The 17,024-nt window shown below is 49.3% G+C and carries 16 protein-coding genes; 12 read left to right on the forward strand and 4 right to left on the reverse strand.

The annotated features are described in order from the left end of the window. Positions 1–17 precede the first annotated feature (17 nt). Genes sapA through sapF form a run of 5 tightly spaced genes read left to right on the forward strand, consistent with a single transcriptional unit; the run spans position 18 to position 5,295 of the window. Positions 18–1,658, forward strand: a complete 1,641-nt coding sequence (gene sapA / locus GC128_RS06340) for an ABC transporter substrate-binding protein SapA (RefSeq protein ID WP_151993593.1) — start codon at positions 18–20, stop codon at positions 1,656–1,658. Next, on the forward strand, positions 1,655–2,620 hold the full coding sequence (gene sapB / locus GC128_RS06345) for a putrescine export ABC transporter permease SapB (protein WP_151993594.1): 966 nt from the start codon (positions 1,655–1,657) through the stop codon (positions 2,618–2,620). The genes sapA and sapB overlap by 4 nt, the downstream gene beginning before the upstream one ends. Continuing rightward, entirely contained in the window at positions 2,607–3,497 is an 891-nt protein-coding gene (gene sapC / locus GC128_RS06350) for a putrescine export ABC transporter permease SapC (RefSeq protein WP_151993595.1), read from the forward strand. Before sapB ends, sapC begins: the two co-directional genes overlap by 14 nt. Next, the gene (sapD, locus tag GC128_RS06355; protein WP_134182412.1) at positions 3,497–4,489 is read left to right on the forward strand and encodes a putrescine export ABC transporter ATP-binding protein SapD; all 993 of its coding nucleotides are present in this window, start codon (positions 3,497–3,499) and stop codon (positions 4,487–4,489) included. The genes sapC and sapD overlap by 1 nt, the downstream gene beginning before the upstream one ends. Beyond that, a complete protein-coding gene (gene sapF / locus GC128_RS06360) occupies positions 4,489–5,295 on the forward strand; it encodes a putrescine export ABC transporter ATP-binding protein SapF (protein WP_151993596.1) in 807 nt (268 codons plus the stop codon). Before sapD ends, sapF begins: the two co-directional genes overlap by 1 nt. Before the next feature lie 51 nt (positions 5,296–5,346). Here sapF and GC128_RS06365 read toward each other — a convergent pair whose 3' ends face one another. Then, positions 5,347–5,757, reverse strand: a complete 411-nt coding sequence (locus tag GC128_RS06365) for an SRPBCC family protein (protein ID WP_151993597.1) — start codon at positions 5,755–5,757, stop codon at positions 5,347–5,349. Positions 5,758–6,039: 282 nt separating this feature from the next. On the opposite strand from GC128_RS06365, the gene fabI reads away from it, so the two are divergent. From fabI to pdeR, 4 genes are all read left to right on the forward strand, one after another. Then, positions 6,040–6,831: an enoyl-ACP reductase FabI gene (gene fabI, locus GC128_RS06370; protein ID WP_064558757.1), complete on the forward strand. Its 792-nt coding sequence runs from the start codon at positions 6,040–6,042 to the stop codon at positions 6,829–6,831. A gap of 226 nt (positions 6,832–7,057) precedes the next feature. After that, positions 7,058–8,218: a CMD domain-containing protein gene (locus tag GC128_RS06375; RefSeq protein WP_151993598.1), complete on the forward strand. Its 1,161-nt coding sequence runs from the start codon at positions 7,058–7,060 to the stop codon at positions 8,216–8,218. A 100-nt stretch (positions 8,219–8,318) separates the two neighbouring features. Next, entirely contained in the window at positions 8,319–10,253 is a 1,935-nt protein-coding gene (locus GC128_RS06380; protein ID WP_151993599.1) for an exoribonuclease II, read from the forward strand. Between the two features lie 299 nt (positions 10,254–10,552). Continuing rightward, entirely contained in the window at positions 10,553–12,544 is a 1,992-nt protein-coding gene (gene pdeR / locus GC128_RS06385) for a cyclic di-GMP phosphodiesterase (RefSeq protein ID WP_151993600.1), read from the forward strand. Positions 12,545–12,576: 32 nt separating this feature from the next. Here pdeR and GC128_RS06390 read toward each other — a convergent pair whose 3' ends face one another. Further along, a complete protein-coding gene (locus GC128_RS06390; RefSeq protein ID WP_151993601.1) occupies positions 12,577–12,951 on the reverse strand; it encodes a carboxymuconolactone decarboxylase family protein in 375 nt (124 codons plus the stop codon). An 88-nt stretch (positions 12,952–13,039) separates the two neighbouring features. Between GC128_RS06390 and GC128_RS06395 the strand changes: the two genes are divergently transcribed. Further along, the gene (locus tag GC128_RS06395) at positions 13,040–13,957 is read left to right on the forward strand and encodes a LysR family transcriptional regulator (protein ID WP_151993602.1); all 918 of its coding nucleotides are present in this window, start codon (positions 13,040–13,042) and stop codon (positions 13,955–13,957) included. Between the two features lie 71 nt (positions 13,958–14,028). On the opposite strand, the gene GC128_RS06400 is transcribed toward GC128_RS06395, so the two are convergent. Further along, positions 14,029–14,898 carry a crotonase/enoyl-CoA hydratase family protein gene (locus GC128_RS06400; RefSeq protein WP_064511617.1) on the reverse strand — a complete coding sequence of 290 codons (870 nt, stop codon included), beginning with the start codon at positions 14,896–14,898 and terminating at the stop codon, positions 14,029–14,031. A gap of 220 nt (positions 14,899–15,118) precedes the next feature. On the opposite strand from GC128_RS06400, the gene yciZ reads away from it, so the two are divergent. After that, on the forward strand, positions 15,119–15,301 hold the full coding sequence (gene yciZ / locus GC128_RS06405) for a protein YciZ/DeoL (protein WP_151993603.1): 183 nt from the start codon (positions 15,119–15,121) through the stop codon (positions 15,299–15,301). A 27-nt stretch (positions 15,302–15,328) separates the two neighbouring features. Here yciZ and fsa read toward each other — a convergent pair whose 3' ends face one another. Further along, entirely contained in the window at positions 15,329–15,991 is a 663-nt protein-coding gene (fsa, locus tag GC128_RS06410) for a fructose-6-phosphate aldolase (RefSeq protein WP_151993604.1), read from the reverse strand. A gap of 131 nt (positions 15,992–16,122) precedes the next feature. Between fsa and GC128_RS06415 the strand changes: the two genes are divergently transcribed. Next, entirely contained in the window at positions 16,123–17,022 is a 900-nt protein-coding gene (locus GC128_RS06415) for a glycyl-radical enzyme activating protein (protein ID WP_151993605.1), read from the forward strand. Positions 17,023–17,024: the final 2 nt, after the last annotated feature.

Here is a 17,024-nt window from a genome sequence, read left to right on the forward strand (position 1 = left end):
AGAAAACTCAAAAACTTATGCGCGGAATTGTCTCCTCCCTGTTACTGGCGGTTAGCTGCCTGAGTGGCGCGGCATTTGCTGCAACACCTATTGAAAAGCCAGCCGATATCCGTAACAGCGGATTTGTTTATTGTGTCAGCGGTCAGGTCAATACTTTTAACCCGCAGATGGCCAGCGGTGGTTTGACTGTGGACACCCTTGCCGCACAGTTATATGACCGGTTGCTGGATGTTGATCCTTACACTTATCGCCTGGTGCCAGAATTGGCCGAGAGCTGGGAAGTATTGGATAACGGTGCCACTTATCGTTTTCATCTGCGCTCGAATGTTCAGTTCCAAACCACACCATGGTTTAAACCTACTCGCGCATTGAATGCTGACGATGTTGTTTTCAGCTTCCAACGAGTGTTTGATCGCAAACACCCATGGCATAACGTTAACGGCGGCAACTACCCTTACTTCGATAGCCTTCAGTTCCCGGACTCAGTAAAAAGTATTCGCAAGCTTGATAGCAACACCGTTGAGTTCCGACTGGAAAAGCCGGATGCCTCTTTCTTGTGGCATATGGCTACACATTACGCATCCGTGATGTCTGCAGAATATGCAGATCAACTGACTAAGGCCGACCGTCAGGAATTAATGGACCGTCAGCCGGTTGGCACAGGGCCATTCCAGATAAGTGAATATCGCGCAGGGCAATATATTCGCCTCGCACGCCATCCGAAATTCTGGCGCGGTGTTCCATTAATGCCGCAAGTTGTTCTGGATCTGGGTTCAGGTGGTACAGGGCGTTTATCGAAACTGATCACCGGCGAATGCGATGTACTGGCCTATCCAGCAGCCAGTCAGCTGACGATTTTACGTGATGATCCGCGATTGCGGCTTACTTTGCGTCCGGGAATGAACATTGCTTATCTGGCGTTTAACACCAACAAAGCACCATTGAATAACCCAGCAGTACGTCATGCTCTGGCACTGGCCATTAATAATCAACGCCTGATGCAGTCGATTTACTACGGTACAGCCGAAACAGCCGCCTCTATTTTGCCTCGTGCTTCCTGGGCTTACGACAGCGACTCCAAAATAACCGAATACAACCCGCAGAAAGCTCGCCAGCAATTAAAAGCGCTCGGGCTTAACAACCTTGAATTGCGTCTATGGGTTCCAACTAGCTCTCAGGCATGGAACCCAAGCCCGTTGAAAACGGCAGAGCTTATCCAGGCGGACATGGCGCAAATTGGGGTGAAGGTTATTATCGTTCCCGTCGAAGGCCGTTTCCAGGAAGCTCGCTTAATGGATATGAACCACGATTTAACGCTTGCAGGTTGGGCAACAGACAGTAACGACCCTGATAGTTTCTTCCGCCCCATGCTTAGTTGCGCCGCGATCCGATCGCAGACCAACTATGCTCGTTGGTGTGACCCTAAGTTTGATGAAGTGCTGCAAAAAGCGTTGTCGTCTCAGCAACTGGCCTCTCGCATTGAAGCTTACCGCGAGGCTCAGGATATTCTGGCCGAACAATTGCCCGTGCTGCCACTGGCGTCATCATTGCGCTTGCAAGCCTATCGCTACGACATTAAAGGGCTGGTGCTAAGTCCGTTTGGTAATGCATCGTTTGCGGGTGTTTCCCGTGAGAATGTTGAGGTGAAAAAACCATGATTATTTACACTCTGCGCCGCCTGCTATTGCTGCTGGTGACGCTGTTTTTTCTGACCTTTATCGGTTTTAGCCTCAACTATTTTACCCCTCATGCCCCACTGCAAGGTGCGTCACTGTGGAATGCGTGGGTTTTCTGGTTTGAAAGTATTATGCATTGGGATTTCGGCGTATCGAGCATTAACGGTCAGTCGATTAATGAACAGCTGCGTATTGTTTTCCCTGCCACCATGGAACTGTGCATTCTGGCATTTGGCCTGGCATTACTGATAGGTATTCCGGTGGGAATGCTGGCCGGTATTATGCGCAATAAGTGGCAAGACCGGCTGATAAGCGCTCTGGCACTTGTTGGTTTTTCTATTCCTGTATTCTGGCTAGCCTTGCTTCTAACGATGTTTTTCTCGCTAACATTAGGTTGGTTGCCCGTTTCCGGACGCTTTGATTTGCTTTATGAAGTGAAATCAGTGACTGGTTTTGCGCTGGTTGATGCCTGGCTATCGGACTCTCCATATCGCGAAGAGATGATCGTCAGCGCCATACGTCACATGGTACTGCCAGTGGTGGCATTAGCCGTCGCACCGACCACTGAAGTGGTGCGCCTGATGCGTATAAGCACCATTGAAGTGTTTGACCAAAACTATATTAAGGCAGCTGCAACCCGTGGTTTATCACGCCTGACAATTCTTCATCGTCATGTGCTGCACAACGCGTTGCCTCCGGTCATTCCACGCCTCGGCCTGCAATTCTCAACCATGTTAACTCTGGCGATGATCACTGAAGTTGTATTCAGTTGGCCGGGCCTTGGGCGCTGGCTTATCAACGCAATTCGCCAACAAGACTACACGGCCATTTCTGCTGGCGTGATGGTCATTGGCTCATTGGTAATCATCGTGAACGTTATCTCCGATATTTTGGGTGCCATGGCAAACCCTCTGACACATAAGGAATGGTATGCCTTACGATAGCGTCTATCGCGAGAAGCGCCCGCCGAGCACTCTGCGCCTGACATGGCGAAAATTTTACGGCGATACTACCGCAATGATCGGCCTATATGGTTGTGGCGCTTTAGTACTGCTGTGCATTTTTGGTGGGTTTTTTGCACCTTACGGCATCGACCAACAGTTCCTGGGTTATCAACTGTTACCGCCTTCATGGTCACGCTATGGCGATGTCTCTTTCTTCCTGGGGACAGATGACCTGGGGCGTGATGTATTGAGCCGTCTGTTAAGCGGTGCCGCACCAACAGTTGGCGGTGCGTTTGTCGTTACGCTTGCGGCAGCAGTATGCGGCATTATTCTGGGCGTATTTGCCGGTTCAACACATGGCCTTCGCTCTGCTGTGCTCAACCATATTCTTGATACGCTGTTGTCGATTCCGTCGCTGCTGCTGGCAATTATTGTCGTTGCGTTTGTCGGGCCACATTTATTGCACGCTATGTTTGCCGTGTGGCTCGCCCTACTGCCGCGTATGGTGCGTTCTGTTTATAGCGCCGTTCACGACGAACTGGAAAAAGATTACGTGGTTGCCGCACGCCTTGATGGTGCATCAACACTGAATATTCTTTGGTTTGCGGTAATGCCGAATACGGCGGCGATTCTGGTTACTGAGATTACGCGTGCGCTATCAATGGCGATTCTGGATATTGCTGCACTAGGGTTTTTGGACCTTGGCGCACAACTCCCTTCACCGGAATGGGGCTCGATGCTGGGTGACGCACTGGAGTTGATTTATGTCGCTCCGTGGACAGTAATGTTGCCCGGAGTGGCTATCATGATCAGTGTGTTGCTGGTCAACCTGCTGGGCGACGGTTTACGCCGCGCAATCAATGCGGGGGTGCAATAATGCCATTACTTGATATTCGTAACCTGACCATCGAGTTTATGACTTCCGAAGGTTGGGTAAAAGCCGTCGACCGCGTCAGTATGACTCTGAATGAAGGGGAAATCCGCGGTTTAGTGGGCGAGTCCGGTTCGGGAAAAAGTCTGATTGCCAAAGCGATTTGCGGCGTCACCAAAGACAACTGGCGCATCACCGCCGACCGTATGCGGTTTGATGATATCGATCTACTACGTCTGAGTTCACGCGAGCGTCGTCGCCTGGTCGGCCACAACGTTTCGATGATTTTCCAGGAACCGCAGTCGTGTCTGGACCCATCAGAACGAGTCGGTCGTCAGTTGATGCAAAATATTCCAGGCTGGACCTATAAAGGCCGCTGGTGGAAACGATTTGGCTGGCGCAAACGCCGGGCAATTGAGTTGTTACACCGCGTGGGGATTAAAGATCATAAAGATGCGATGCGTAGCTATCCCTACGAGCTGACTGACGGTGAATGCCAGAAGGTGATGATAGCCATTGCGCTGGCAAACCAGCCGCGTTTGTTGATTGCGGATGAACCAACCAATGCGATGGAACCAACTACGCAACTGCAAATTTTCAAACTACTGACGCGGTTAAACCAGTACAACAACACAACCATTTTGCTTATCAGCCATGACTTGCAGATGCTGAGCAAATGGGCCGATAAAATTAACGTCATGTATTGTGGGCAAACCGTGGAAAGCGCAACCAGTGAAGAGCTGATTGCCACCCCGCACCACCCTTATACACAGGCGCTTATCCGCGCGATCCCTGACTTTGGCAGCCCGATGCCGCATAAAAGCCGCCTCAATACTATGCCTGGTGCGATTCCTTTACTTGAACAGTTGCCGATGGGGTGCCGACTGGGGCCGCGTTGCCCTTATGCACAGCGTGAATGTATTGAAACACCTCGCTTGATGGGGGCAAAGACACATCTTTATGCCTGTCACTTCCCGCTGAATATGGAGAGTCAGTAATGGCTGAAACGCTGCTCGAAGTTCGTAATTTAAGTAAAACGTTTCGCTATCGAACTGGCTTGTTCCAGCGTCAGCATGTTGACGCCGTTAAACCACTGAATTTCACTCTGCGTGAAAAACAGACATTGGCGGTTATCGGTGAGAATGGCTCAGGAAAGTCGACACTTGCCAAAATGCTTGCCGGGATGGTTGAGCCGACCACTGGCGAAGTGCTAATTAACGATCATTTGCTGCAATACGGTGACTATACCTACCGAAGCCAGCATATCCGAATGATTTTCCAGGACCCGAGCACCTCGTTGAACCCGCGCCAGCGTATTTCGCAGATCCTCGATTTCCCGCTGCGCCTGAACACTAACCTCGAGCCAGAAGCGCGTCACAAGCAGATCATTGAAACCCTGAGAATGGTCGGCTTGCTTCCCGATCACGCCAGCTACTACCCGCATATGCTGGCTCCAGGGCAAAAACAGCGTCTGGGTTTGGCACGCGCGTTAATCCTGCGTCCAAAAGTGATTATTGCCGACGAAGCACTGGCATCTCTTGATATGTCGATGCGTTCGCAACTGATTAACCTGATGCTGGAACTGCAGGAAAAACAGGGCATTGCCTATATTTATGTGACCCAGCATATCGGCATGATGAAACACATCAGCGATAAAGTGATTGTGATGCACCAGGGTGAAGTCGTTGAGCGTGGTAGCACCGCTGAAGTTCTTGCCTCCCCGCTTCATGACCTAACCAAACGCCTGATCGCCAGCCATTTCGGTGAAGCGTTAACAGCAGATGCGTGGCGAAAAGATCGGTAAAGCCAACATATTAAGGGTGGATACCGTTCGCGAAGGGCCACCCTTAATACGTTATTTTTTCGCTTCAACATAGCGAGCAAAATTATCCAGGATAGCCTGCCAGCCATTCTTCTGATGCTCGATGGGGTATTGAGTATCAGGGTCAAATTCGAGATATACCTTCACACCGCCCTCCTGTTCCGTAAATTCGACTTTCGCTTCCCGGTCACCAAAAGTGTATTCAATCAACTTATGCGGAATGATGTGGGTATAAACACCTGCAAAATCAAACCCCATACTGCCGTCCTTCGCTTCCATTCGTGATGAAAACTTTCCTCCGGGCTTTAAATCTACTTCTGCATTGACGGTATGCCAGTCTGCCGAAGCAGTATTCCATTTTTCAATATCTTGCGGGTTATTGTAGGTATCCCAGACTTGCTCAATGGGTGCATGAACCTGCGTTTCAACAGTGATTTTCATCATTTATCTCCGGTGATTATTTTACCAGGCAAGTGCGAATTAACACCCTAAAACATAGTATCCATCAGGCATGTCGGCAATGCGTCTGCCACATCCTCCACACAACCATCTGTTCAGACCTCTGGTGACGCGATAACCAGTCGTTCAGCGTAAAAAAATAACCTGACACAACAGGCGTTGAGTGGGATATAATTTCACTTTCGTGTTGAAAAATTGTGACTAGTCATCGTCAACTTGATGATTATAAAGTCATAAAATTAGCAGAAACTATAAGGATTCAAAGCTATGGGTTTTCTTACCGGTAAACGCATTCTGATCACTGGCGTCGCCAGTAAACTCTCCATTGCCTACGGTATCGCACAGGCTATGCACCGCGAAGGTGCTGAACTCGCTTTCACTTACCAGAATGAAAAACTGAAAGGCCGTGTGGAAGGGTTTGCTGCAGATCTGGGTTCAAGCCTGGTTCTGCCGTGCGACGTTGCAGAAGATGCAAGCATCGAAGCGATGTTTGCTGAGCTTGCGAAAAGCTGGCCGAAATTTGACGGTTTCGTTCACTCTATCGGTTTCGCACCTGGCGACCAGTTAGATGGCGACTACGTGAATGCGGTTACCCGTGAAGGCTTCAAAATTGCTCACGACATCAGCTCCTACAGCTTTGTTGCGATGGCAAAAGTTTGCCGTGAAATGCTCAATCCTGGTTCAGCACTGCTGACTCTGTCTTACCTGGGTGCAGAACGCGCTATTCCTAACTACAACGTAATGGGCCTGGCTAAAGCATCTCTGGAAGCTAACGTGCGCTATATGGCAAACGCGATGGGTCCAGAAGGTGTGCGAGTGAACGGTATTTCTGCTGGCCCAATCCGCACTCTGGCGGCTTCTGGCATCAAAGACTTCCGTAAAATGCTGGCGCATTGCGAAGCGGTTACCCCAATTCGCCGCACTGTGACCATCGAAGATGTGGGTAACTCCGCAGCGTTCCTGTGTTCTGACCTCTCTGCTGGTATCTCTGGCGAAGTGGTACACGTTGACGGCGGTTTCAGCATCGCTGCAATGAACGAACTGGAACTGAAAGACTAGTTCGGTTCATAACGTGGGCAGGCGTCTGTCTGCCCCGTTAACTCCCTCGCCTCACCCACAATCTTGCCTGTTAATTCTGAAACTCCTCTCGTAGTTATACTTTTCCGATATTTATTATCACCGATCATTCTTTTGTCACCTCCCGCGCTTACGCCAGGATAAAGCAGCAAACCAGGCCGTCAGGTGTTTTCCCCGGGCTTGTAAACTCTTTGACCAAGGAATGACCATGGAACAACGCCGAATCTCAGGCAAAGGCCACTGGTACCATGAAACCCAGTCCAGCCGTAACGATGCCGCCGTGCTTCCGTTAGTTCCCGAAGCCGCGTTTCTCGAAGATCGTTTTTTACTTGATTTGAACCTTAGCGCTGACCAACTCACCTCTGAGCACGCGTGGCTTTCGGCTGCACGTGATATTAGTGAATGTTTGTTGCCTGAAAACAGCCCTGTGACCCGCTTACATACACTGAGTGGCTATGACCGCTTAAGTACCGCGCTCACTGTCGCACAGGTCTATGGTGTTCAACGTCTTTGCAATCATTACGCGGCTCGACTAGCCCCCCAACCAGGTCCTGACTCATCGCGCGAAAGTAACCGCCGTCTGACGCAAATCACCCAATACGCCCGCCAGTTGGCCAGCCAACCGACGCTGATTGATGATGTCTCGCGTCAGCAACTTGATGAGGTTGCTCTTTCAGTAAATGATATGGTGACATTTAACCAGTTGATTGGCTTTATCGGTTTTCAGGCTCGCGTGATTGCAGTTTTCCAGGCACTACAAAGCTTGCCAGTGCGCTGGTTACCAGGGCTTGATACGCAGCAGGATGCCCCTACAGAGTTATTCCTTGATGGTGATAAGCAGTGGCAACCAGGTTTGCCTGAAGTTGAGCGACGCTACGCAAACACACTGCAACTGGACGTACACAACGACTGCCTACCGCAAAATATCTTGCAAGAGATGAGTTGGCTGCTGCTTCACGATGCCACGGCATTTTCCCTATTCGGCCAGATAACTCATTTACTACTCCCTCCGAGTGCTCAAGCCTGTGATGATCAGATTTTGGTTGGTCTGTTGACCGCTCGTATTAACGGAAGCGTCAGTTGTTTTACGGATTTTGCAAAAGCATGGCGTGGAGAAAGTGGTTTACCTGAAGCAATGCGCAATGGTGAAAGAGCGATACAAGCCTGGAGCCATAACCGCCCACATGAACGCGCGATAATCCAGGCTGTCCGCGTATTAACTCGCGCACCTGGAAGTTTTAGCGCAGCCCAGCTTCAACCTTTATTCGAACAGGGTTTTAGCGAAGGCGAAGCTTTGCAATTACTGGTGAGTTCAGGGTTGTACGGCTGGTTAAACCGATTGAAAATTGGGCTTGGCAATACTCGCTAGACATTGATAGCACGTACCTTTGCGGCAAACAGCGCTTGCCGCAAAGGGTGGTTTCGCGTAAAACTGTCAGCCGCTCTTTTGGCCACGAAAACTAAAAAACATGTTCCAGGATAACCCGCTGCTCGCGCAGCTTAAACAGCAACTGCACTCCCAAACTCCACGCGTTGAAGGCGTGGTAAAAGGCACGGAAAAAGGCTTTGGCTTCCTCGAAGTGGACTCTCAAAAAAGTTACTTTATTCCACCGCCGCAGATGAAAAAAGTGATGCATGGCGACCGCGTGAGCGCGGTGATTCATACCGACAAGGACCGCGAAACCGCTGAGCCAGAAGAGCTTATCGAACCGTTCCTCAGCCGGTTTGTTGGTCGTGTTCAACGTAAAGACGACCGTCTGTCTATCGTTCCGGATCATCCATTATTGCGTGATGCGATTCAGTGTCGTGCTGACCGCAATGTGACCCATGATTTCCAGAATGGCGACTGGGCCGTTGCGGAAATGAAACGCCACCCGCTGAAAGGCGACCGTGGTTTCTACGCTGATTTGACGCAGTTCATCACCTTTGGTGACGATCACCTTGCGCCATGGTGGGTGACACTGTCACGCCACAATCTTGAGCGTGAAGCGCCAGACGGCGTGGCGACTGAAATGCTGGACGAAGGCCTGGTGCGTGAAGATTTAACCGCCCTGGATTTCGTTACCATTGATAGCGCCAGCACCGAAGACATGGACGATGCGCTGTTTGTTGAAGAACTTGCCGATGGCAAATTACAACTCACCGTTGCTATCGCCGATCCGACGGCCTGGATTGCCGAAGGCAGCAAACTTGACGGTATCGCCAAAGTTCGCGCCTTCACCAACTACCTGCCGGGCTTTAACATCCCAATGTTGCCTCGCGAGTTGTCTGACGATTTATGTTCACTGCGCCCTGACGTGACTCGTCCGGTTGTCGCGTGCCGCATGGTTATCGCGCAAGATGGCAGCATTGAAAATGAGATTAACTTTTTTGTTGCGACCATCGAATCTAAAGCCAAACTGGCCTATGACGCTGTATCCGACTGGTTAGAAGAAAAAGGCGACTGGCAGCCACCGAGCGATGCTATCGCTAAGCAAATTCGTCTATTGGAACGCGTCTGCCTGAGCCGCGCCGACTGGCGCCGTACCCACGCGCTGGTGTTCAAAGACCGCCCTGATTACCGTTTTGTATTAGGCGAGAAAGGCGAAGTGTTGGATATCGTTGCGGAATCACGTCGCATCGCTAACCGCATCGTTGAAGAATCAATGATTGCGGCTAACGTCTGTGCGGCCATTGTGTTGCGCGAGAAATTGGGATTCGGCGTTTATAACGTCCACACCGGTTTCGACCCGGCAAACATTGAACAGCTGGCGACTATGCTGCAAGGTCACGGCCTTGAAGTAGATGCGCAAGAAGTGTTGACACTAAACGGCTTCTGCAAATTACGCCGTGAGCTTGATGCGCAGCCAACCTCCTTCCTTGACACTCGTATTCGTCGCTACCAGTCGTTTGCTGAAATCAGCATTGAGCCAGGCCCGCATTACGGCCTGGGTCTGGAGGCTTATGCGACCTGGACTTCACCGATTCGTAAATACGGCGATATGATCAACCATCGCCTGTTGAAAGCGATAATCAAAGGTGAAACCGCATCCCGTCCACAAGACGAAATCACAGTACAGATGGCTGAGCGCCGTCGCCTGAACCGCATGGCTGAACGCGATGTCGGTGACTGGCTGTATGCTCGCTTCTTGAATGACAAAGCCGGAACGGATACTCGTTTCAGTGCAGAGATCATTGATGTGAGCCGTGGCGGTATGCGCGTACGTCTGATTGAAAATGGCGCTGTTGCCTTTATCCCTGCCCCATTTATCCATGCTGTCCGCGATGAGATGGTATGCAGTCAGGAGCTAGGAACCGTGCAAATTAACGGCGAAGTGGCTTACAAAGTGACAGATGTCATTGATGTGACAATCGCAGAGGTTCGTATGGAAACTCGTAGTGTGATCGCGCGTCCAGCAATCTGACGGTTAGTTAGTCATTTAAATTTAAAAGCTGAGCCTCGTGCTCAGCTTTTTTTTGTTCTTTTTTTATTGTGAATACACTTAGGATCATAATCACAACCAGAAAATGATTAGAATCACAACTCGTTTTCTGCTGGTTATAAGTCAGGAAAAACTGTCAATAACGTGCGGAACATTCAGATTTTTCACATCTTCTGCAAAAACAATGTCTTTAACTCACTGTTGTCCCTTTAAGATCGGTTTATATTGCTAATATGAATTACAGACTGACACGCTATGTCGGGCCCTGTTCAGGAGAGAGCATGAAAGACGATTTGGAGCAAAATCTGCTCTACCGTTATTTAGGGACAACTAGCCCATACTGGCGTTTACCAAACGATAGCAACGCTCTGCAATTAGCCGCTAGCGAAAGCTCTGATATCAGCCAGGTGGTCGCTCTTGAGCCCGAGCAGGCGGAACAAATACGCCAAATGACGGTAATAACCTCAAGCGTCACTATGTCGATTTCATTATTTGGTTGTGAAGTTTCCGTACATTTAGTGGGCCGTAAGGTATCAAAAAAAGAATGGGCAGGTTCGGCATCTGCCTGGGATGACACCCCTTCTGTTGCCCGAGATTTGGTGCAAGGGCTCTCATTCGCGGAACAGGTCGTCTCGGAGGCAAACTCTGTCATCGTTATTCTCGACAGATTAGGCAATATTCAACGCTTCAATCGTTTGAGCGAAGAGTATACCGGTCTTAAAGAACAAGAAGTTATTGGCCAAAACGTTTTTAAATTGTTTATGAGCCGTAGTGAGGCCGCCGCTTCCAAACGCAATATTAGCGGATTCTTTCGTAACGGAAATTCTTACGAAGTCGAACGCTGGATAAAAACCCGTAAAGGCCAGCGGCTGTTTTTGTTTCGCAACAAATTTGTCCATAGCGGCAGCGGTAAGAATGAAATCTATTTGATCTGTTCTGGTACTGATATCACCGAAGAACGCCGTGCGCAGGAGCGTCTGCGCGTATTGGCGAACACCGACACCATCACCGGCCTACCAAATCGTAATGCCATCAATGATTTAATCTCCTCCGCAATTGAAAACCGTGGTGAAACCCAGGTAGGGATCGTTTATCTCGACCTTGATAACTTCAAAAAAGTGAATGATGCGTACGGGCACATGTTCGGTGACCAGTTATTACAGGCCGTGTCATTAGCGATTCTAAGTTGCCTTGATGAAGGACAGATACTTGCGCGCTTGGGTGGAGATGAATTTATTGTTCTCGCCACTGACACCTCTCAGGCAACGCTCGAAGCCATGTCGTCGCGTATTCTGGCGCGACTAAAACAGCCCTTCCGCATTGGTTTGATTGAAGTTTATTCCGGCTGCTCGTTAGGTATATCGCTGGCTCCGCAACATGGTGAAGACCGTGAAAGTCTTATTCGGAATGCTGATACCGCGATGTATACCGCCAAAGAGAGTGGTCGTGGCAAGTTCTGCGTATTTGCTCCAGAAATGAATCAACGTGTGTTTGAGTACTTGTGGCTCGACACCAACTTACGTAAAGCGCTCGATAACGACCAACTTGTTATTCACTATCAGCCTAAAATGACCTGGAGAGGTGAAGTCAGAAGTCTGGAAGCACTGGTGCGATGGCAATCGCCGGAGCGCGGGCTGATTCCACCGTTGGATTTTATCTCTTATGCAGAAGAGTCCGGGTTAATTGTGCCTCTTGGGCGATGGGTGATGTTAAGTGTGGTTCAGCAGGTGGCGAAATGGCGTGATAAAGGCATTAATTTACGCGTTGCAGTCAACGTTTCTGCCCGCCAGTTAGCCGATCAAACAATCTTCAGTGATTTGAAACAAGCTCTGAAAGATCTTAATTTTGAATACTGCCCGATTGATGTAGAGCTTACAGAAAGCTGCCTGATTGAAAATGAAGACCTTGCACTTTCGGTAATTCAACAATTCAGCCGCTTGGGTGCCCAGGTGCATTTAGATGATTTTGGGACGGGTTATTCCTCACTTTCGCAACTTGCCCGCTTCCCGATCGACGCGATAAAACTCGACCAAAGTTTCGTACGCGATATTCATAAGCAGTCGGTGTCTCAATCGCTGGTGCGTGCAATCGTTGCAGTTGCCCAAGCGCTTAATTTACAGGTCATTGCCGAAGGGGTTGAGAACCAAAAAGAAGACGCCTTCCTGACTAAGAATGGCGTCAACGAACGGCAAGGGTATTTGTTTGCGAAGCCCATGCCCGCAGCCGTGTTTGAACGTTGGTTAAAGCGCTATCAGGCCAGAACGGCGCGATAAGCTCTGCGACCAAATGAGCCAGGGAAACCTGGCTATTTTATTTGTGCAAAAACCTCTTTCGCCGCAAATAGACCATTCAACGCGCAAGGAAACCCTGCATACACCGCCATTTGCATGATCACTTCAATAATTTCCTGTTCCGAACAGCCAACATTCAGCGCCCCCTGGATATGGACTTTAAGCTGTGGCGTCGCATTTCCAAGTGCGGTCAGTGCTGCAACAACAGCAATTTCTCTGGCTTTTAAATCGAGGCCTGGTCTTGAGTAGATATCACCAAATGGAAATTCAATCAGCAGACGCGCAAAATCCGGTGCTATATCACTCAGGCTCTTAATGACATTTTCACCAGCATGTCCATCAACCTCTTTTAATTTTCCCAGGCCTCGTAGATAACGTTCACTTTCCATTTTGGAACCCTCTTCTATTGAATAGTGAACGAACTCTAAATTTTACTGAGCAACGCATCCAATACCCTTTTTGTGATACCTTTTTGGTATGAACGAATCCATCGATTTACGACAATTTCGTTATTTTCTGGCTGTGAGTGAAGAGCTCAATTTCAGTCGTGCCGCATTGCGTCTGCATATTTCTCAGCCTCCACTAAGTAGGCAAATTCGGCAACTCGAAGACCAACTCGGAGTGCAGTTATTTCTTCGTAGCAAGAAGGGTGTCACCCTCACCGAAGCGGGGGCCGCATTCTTACCAGAAGTGAAACGCACACTCCTTCAGGCAGAAAAAGCGATTGCCGTCGTAAAAGAGATGCGAAGTAACATTGGGGGGAAATTTGTTGTTGGTTACACAACAGTGTTCGAACGAAGTGCAATCCCTGATGTGACAGAGGTCTTGCGCCAACGCTTTCCTGCCTGGCAAATCCACACATCAGGAGATCATTCAATCAATCTCATTCGTGAAGTCAAAAAAGGGACGATGGATGCGGCATTTATCGGCTTGCACACGGACGTTCAAGGCCTGGCTGTTGAAAAAATTTTAGAAGATCCACTTGTGGTGGCTTTGCCCGCAGGTCATAAACTTGCGCACAAACGCTTCATCAGTTTTGACTCACTACGTGACGAGCCGATGTTCTGGTTTGAGCGGCGGTTAAATCCCGGTTTTTATGATTACTGCCAGGCGTTTTTCCACAAGATTGATTTCAAGCCTCATATCATTCCGGAACCGCAAGATCATCACATCATGCTCGGGCTTATTGCGGAAGGAAAAGGTATTGCTCTGGTCCCTTCATCGTTGCAGTGCATCAAACGACAAGGCGTTATTTTCCGTAAACTGAAGGAAGAGACTCATCATCTGGCGATGGGTATTGGCGTTGCCTGGGATAAACAAAATGATTCACCTGTTTTGCAGGCATTTCTTGAGTTGCTGAGGCGTTACCACCTGAAAGAAGACGCCTTTCTTTAGATGAATGGCGTCAACAAACGGCAGGATTTAGACCAATTGCCCGCAGCCGTATTCGAGCGTTGGCTCACGAGTTAACTGGCTTTACGCAAAGCTGTAGCGCTGTGACGATTTTGCATTTGCACTAACCTTTCCATATAAGCGATATCCTTAGCTTCGAGGCAAAATGCTGCATCAACCCAGTCTTCGGTGATATCCATCAACTCCGAGCGAGGCAGTTGAAGTACACGCTGACGGGCACGCAACATAGCCCGAACACCATTCAGTTTAGGCTGCAATGTATCAATGAAAGTACGAGTAGCAAGATAACCCTGACCGGGTTCAAACAGTTCATCAACCAGACCAAACTGCTGATGCCACTCTGCGGTGTGAGACTCTCCTTTATAAATCAGCTCTTCTGCGAGTTTCATGCCTGAGCGGCGTGCAACCAGCGAATAGGCCCCCATGCCAGGAAAGAGGTTAAAAGCAATCTCCGGGAAACCAAGACGGGCATCTCGTTGTGCCAGCACAAAATGGTGTGCTAATGCTGCTTCGAATCCCCCACCTAATGCACTGCCCTCAACCATCGCTAGGCTAATTGCACCGCTATCAAACCCTCGTGAAGCTGCATGGACACAGTCGACACAAGCCCTGGCATACGCGCGCAATGCCTCGCGACGCCCCTGCTGTATTGATTCAACAAAAAAGCCCAAATCGCCGCCGGTGTTATACATTCCCTGCACCAGAGAACCGGTCACCCAAAAATCAACCACAAAACCCTCCTGTTGAACCAGATACCGCAGGTTCATAATTTCTTCGATTAGCTTATGGTTGAAGCAAGGACGGGGCTGCGCTCTTAACATCATCCACACAGTGCGACGTTCTGCCTCGTAATAACCCGACAACTGGGTGAATCGAGTAGTGTCCGTGAACAATTTGCAGGTTGGCTGGTTAATTACTGTCATTATCTTATCCTCATGTTATGAAAGCGCGTTACACGCAGGATCAGACTAATCCACTACCGCACCTGGATGAATGTATCGGAGTGTTTAATAATTATTACTTATATGTTGTTCAATAATTGATTGATGTGTAAGGGTAAAAATTCCCAATTGAGCCTTCTCTTTCCAGACCTTTTTTTGCATTATGAAGGCAACACTTTTCCGCAACTGACCAGGACGCACTATGCCTTCAGTGGACCCTCTGCAACTCGCAAAACGTATTGATACCGTGCTGGATATTCTGGTGGGAGGCGATCATGCGTCTGCTATTAACAATCTGGAAATCCTGAAAACGGAATTGCTGAATATCGCTAATGGTGAAGAGATAAAAGAAAGCGACTTGAAAAAGTCGCCTTGGGAGATTTGAATCTAAAGCCGGTGAAAACCGGCGTATTTATAGGCTCATTGAGCCAAATGCGCCTTGCCAGTCTTTCTCGAAAGTTGCAATTGCAGCATTCACGGCCGGTGTTGTTAACAGTTGTTCAGTGACATCAACAGGTAGCGTAATTGCTTCACATCCTGCCAGCAGGCATGACATTGCCTGATGTGGTGTACGGAAACTAGCGGCCAGAACTTTAGATTGTGGAGCGTGCAGCGTCAGTAGCTGCTGTAAATCCTGGACCATTTGAATACCATCGCCACCCTGCGCATCCAGGCGGTTGACGTACGGCGCAACATATTCAGCACCAGCTAATGCGGCAAGCAATCCTTGAGTCGCACCATATACCGCAGTGCCCAGCGTCGGAATGCCTATTACTTTCAACTGCTTCATTGCCGCCAGGCCTTCTGTTGTGGTCGGGACTTTCACAACAAGACCCGGGACACGCTTCACTAGCAATTCAGCCTCTTTCACCATTTCGTCAGCCTGCGCGGCAATGACCTGAGCAAATAGTTTGCCTTCACCACCTAATGCATCCTGCAAGGCCGGTAGAACTTCCCACAAAGAAATCCCCGCTTTGGCGACGATGGAGGGATTGGTTGTTACGCCCTGTAACGGCAAAACACGCGCCAGGCGCTTCACTGCGGCAACGTCAGCAGTATCTAAATACAGTTCCATAAACTCTCCGGATTGGTCATCTAACTCATTGCCGACATCATAACGCCACTGTCTGTTCTTTATCTGATCAAAATCAATAAAACTTTCATTCGAAAGTAATCTAATTTACGAAAGAAGATTAAGGCGGGCTTATGCTATTTAATATCCAACGTTACTCAACACATGATGGTCCAGGGATTCGCACTGTCGTATTCCTTAAAGGCTGCTCTCTGGGCTGCCGCTGGTGCCAGAACCCTGAAAGCCGTGCTCGTGGGCAGGATGTGCTGTTTGACGAGCGTCTGTGCCTTGCTGGTTGCGATCTTTGCCCACAGACAGCACCACATGCAATCAGCCGTATTGATGACGTTTTGATCATCGCGCGTGAAAAGCTTTCGACTGACGATATGACCACATTGACGGGTTGCTGCCCTACTCAGGCATTAAGCGTATGCGGTGAAACACAAAGCGTTGATGCGATCATGCAGAAAGTGCTTCGCGACAAACCATTTTACGACCGCAGCGGTGGTGGAATTACGCTTTCTGGCGGCGAACCATTCATGCAGCCTGAAATGGCTGAGCAACTGCTGCGTAGAAGCAAAGAGGCAGGAATTCATACCGCCGTTGAGTCTTGCCTTTATGTGCCGTGGAAATACATAGAGCCGTCGATTAACCATCTGGATCTCCTGCTCGCCGACCTTAAGCATGTTGATGCACAGCGCTTCAAACAATGGACCGACGGCAGCGTCGAACGTGTAATGGACAACTTCCGCAAGTTGGCCGCACGCAACGTACAAATGACGATTCGCGTGCCGTTGATCCCCGATTTTAATGCCGATGAGCAATCAATTCGCGCGATCGCTGATTTTGCCGCCGATGAAATCGGTGCGAAAGCGATTCATTTTTTGCCTTACCACACCCTAGGTATCAACAAATACAAACTCCTGAATATCCCTTATCTGGCCGCGCACCAACCCCTTGATGCGCCAGAACTGCTGCAGTTTGCTGAGCAGTACGCAAGCCAAAAAGGGATGACCGCCTGGATAAGAGGATAAAC

It is taken from the genome of Buttiauxella massiliensis (assembly GCF_902500225.1).
Taxonomy (GTDB): Bacteria; Pseudomonadota; Gammaproteobacteria; order Enterobacterales; family Enterobacteriaceae; genus Buttiauxella; species Buttiauxella massiliensis.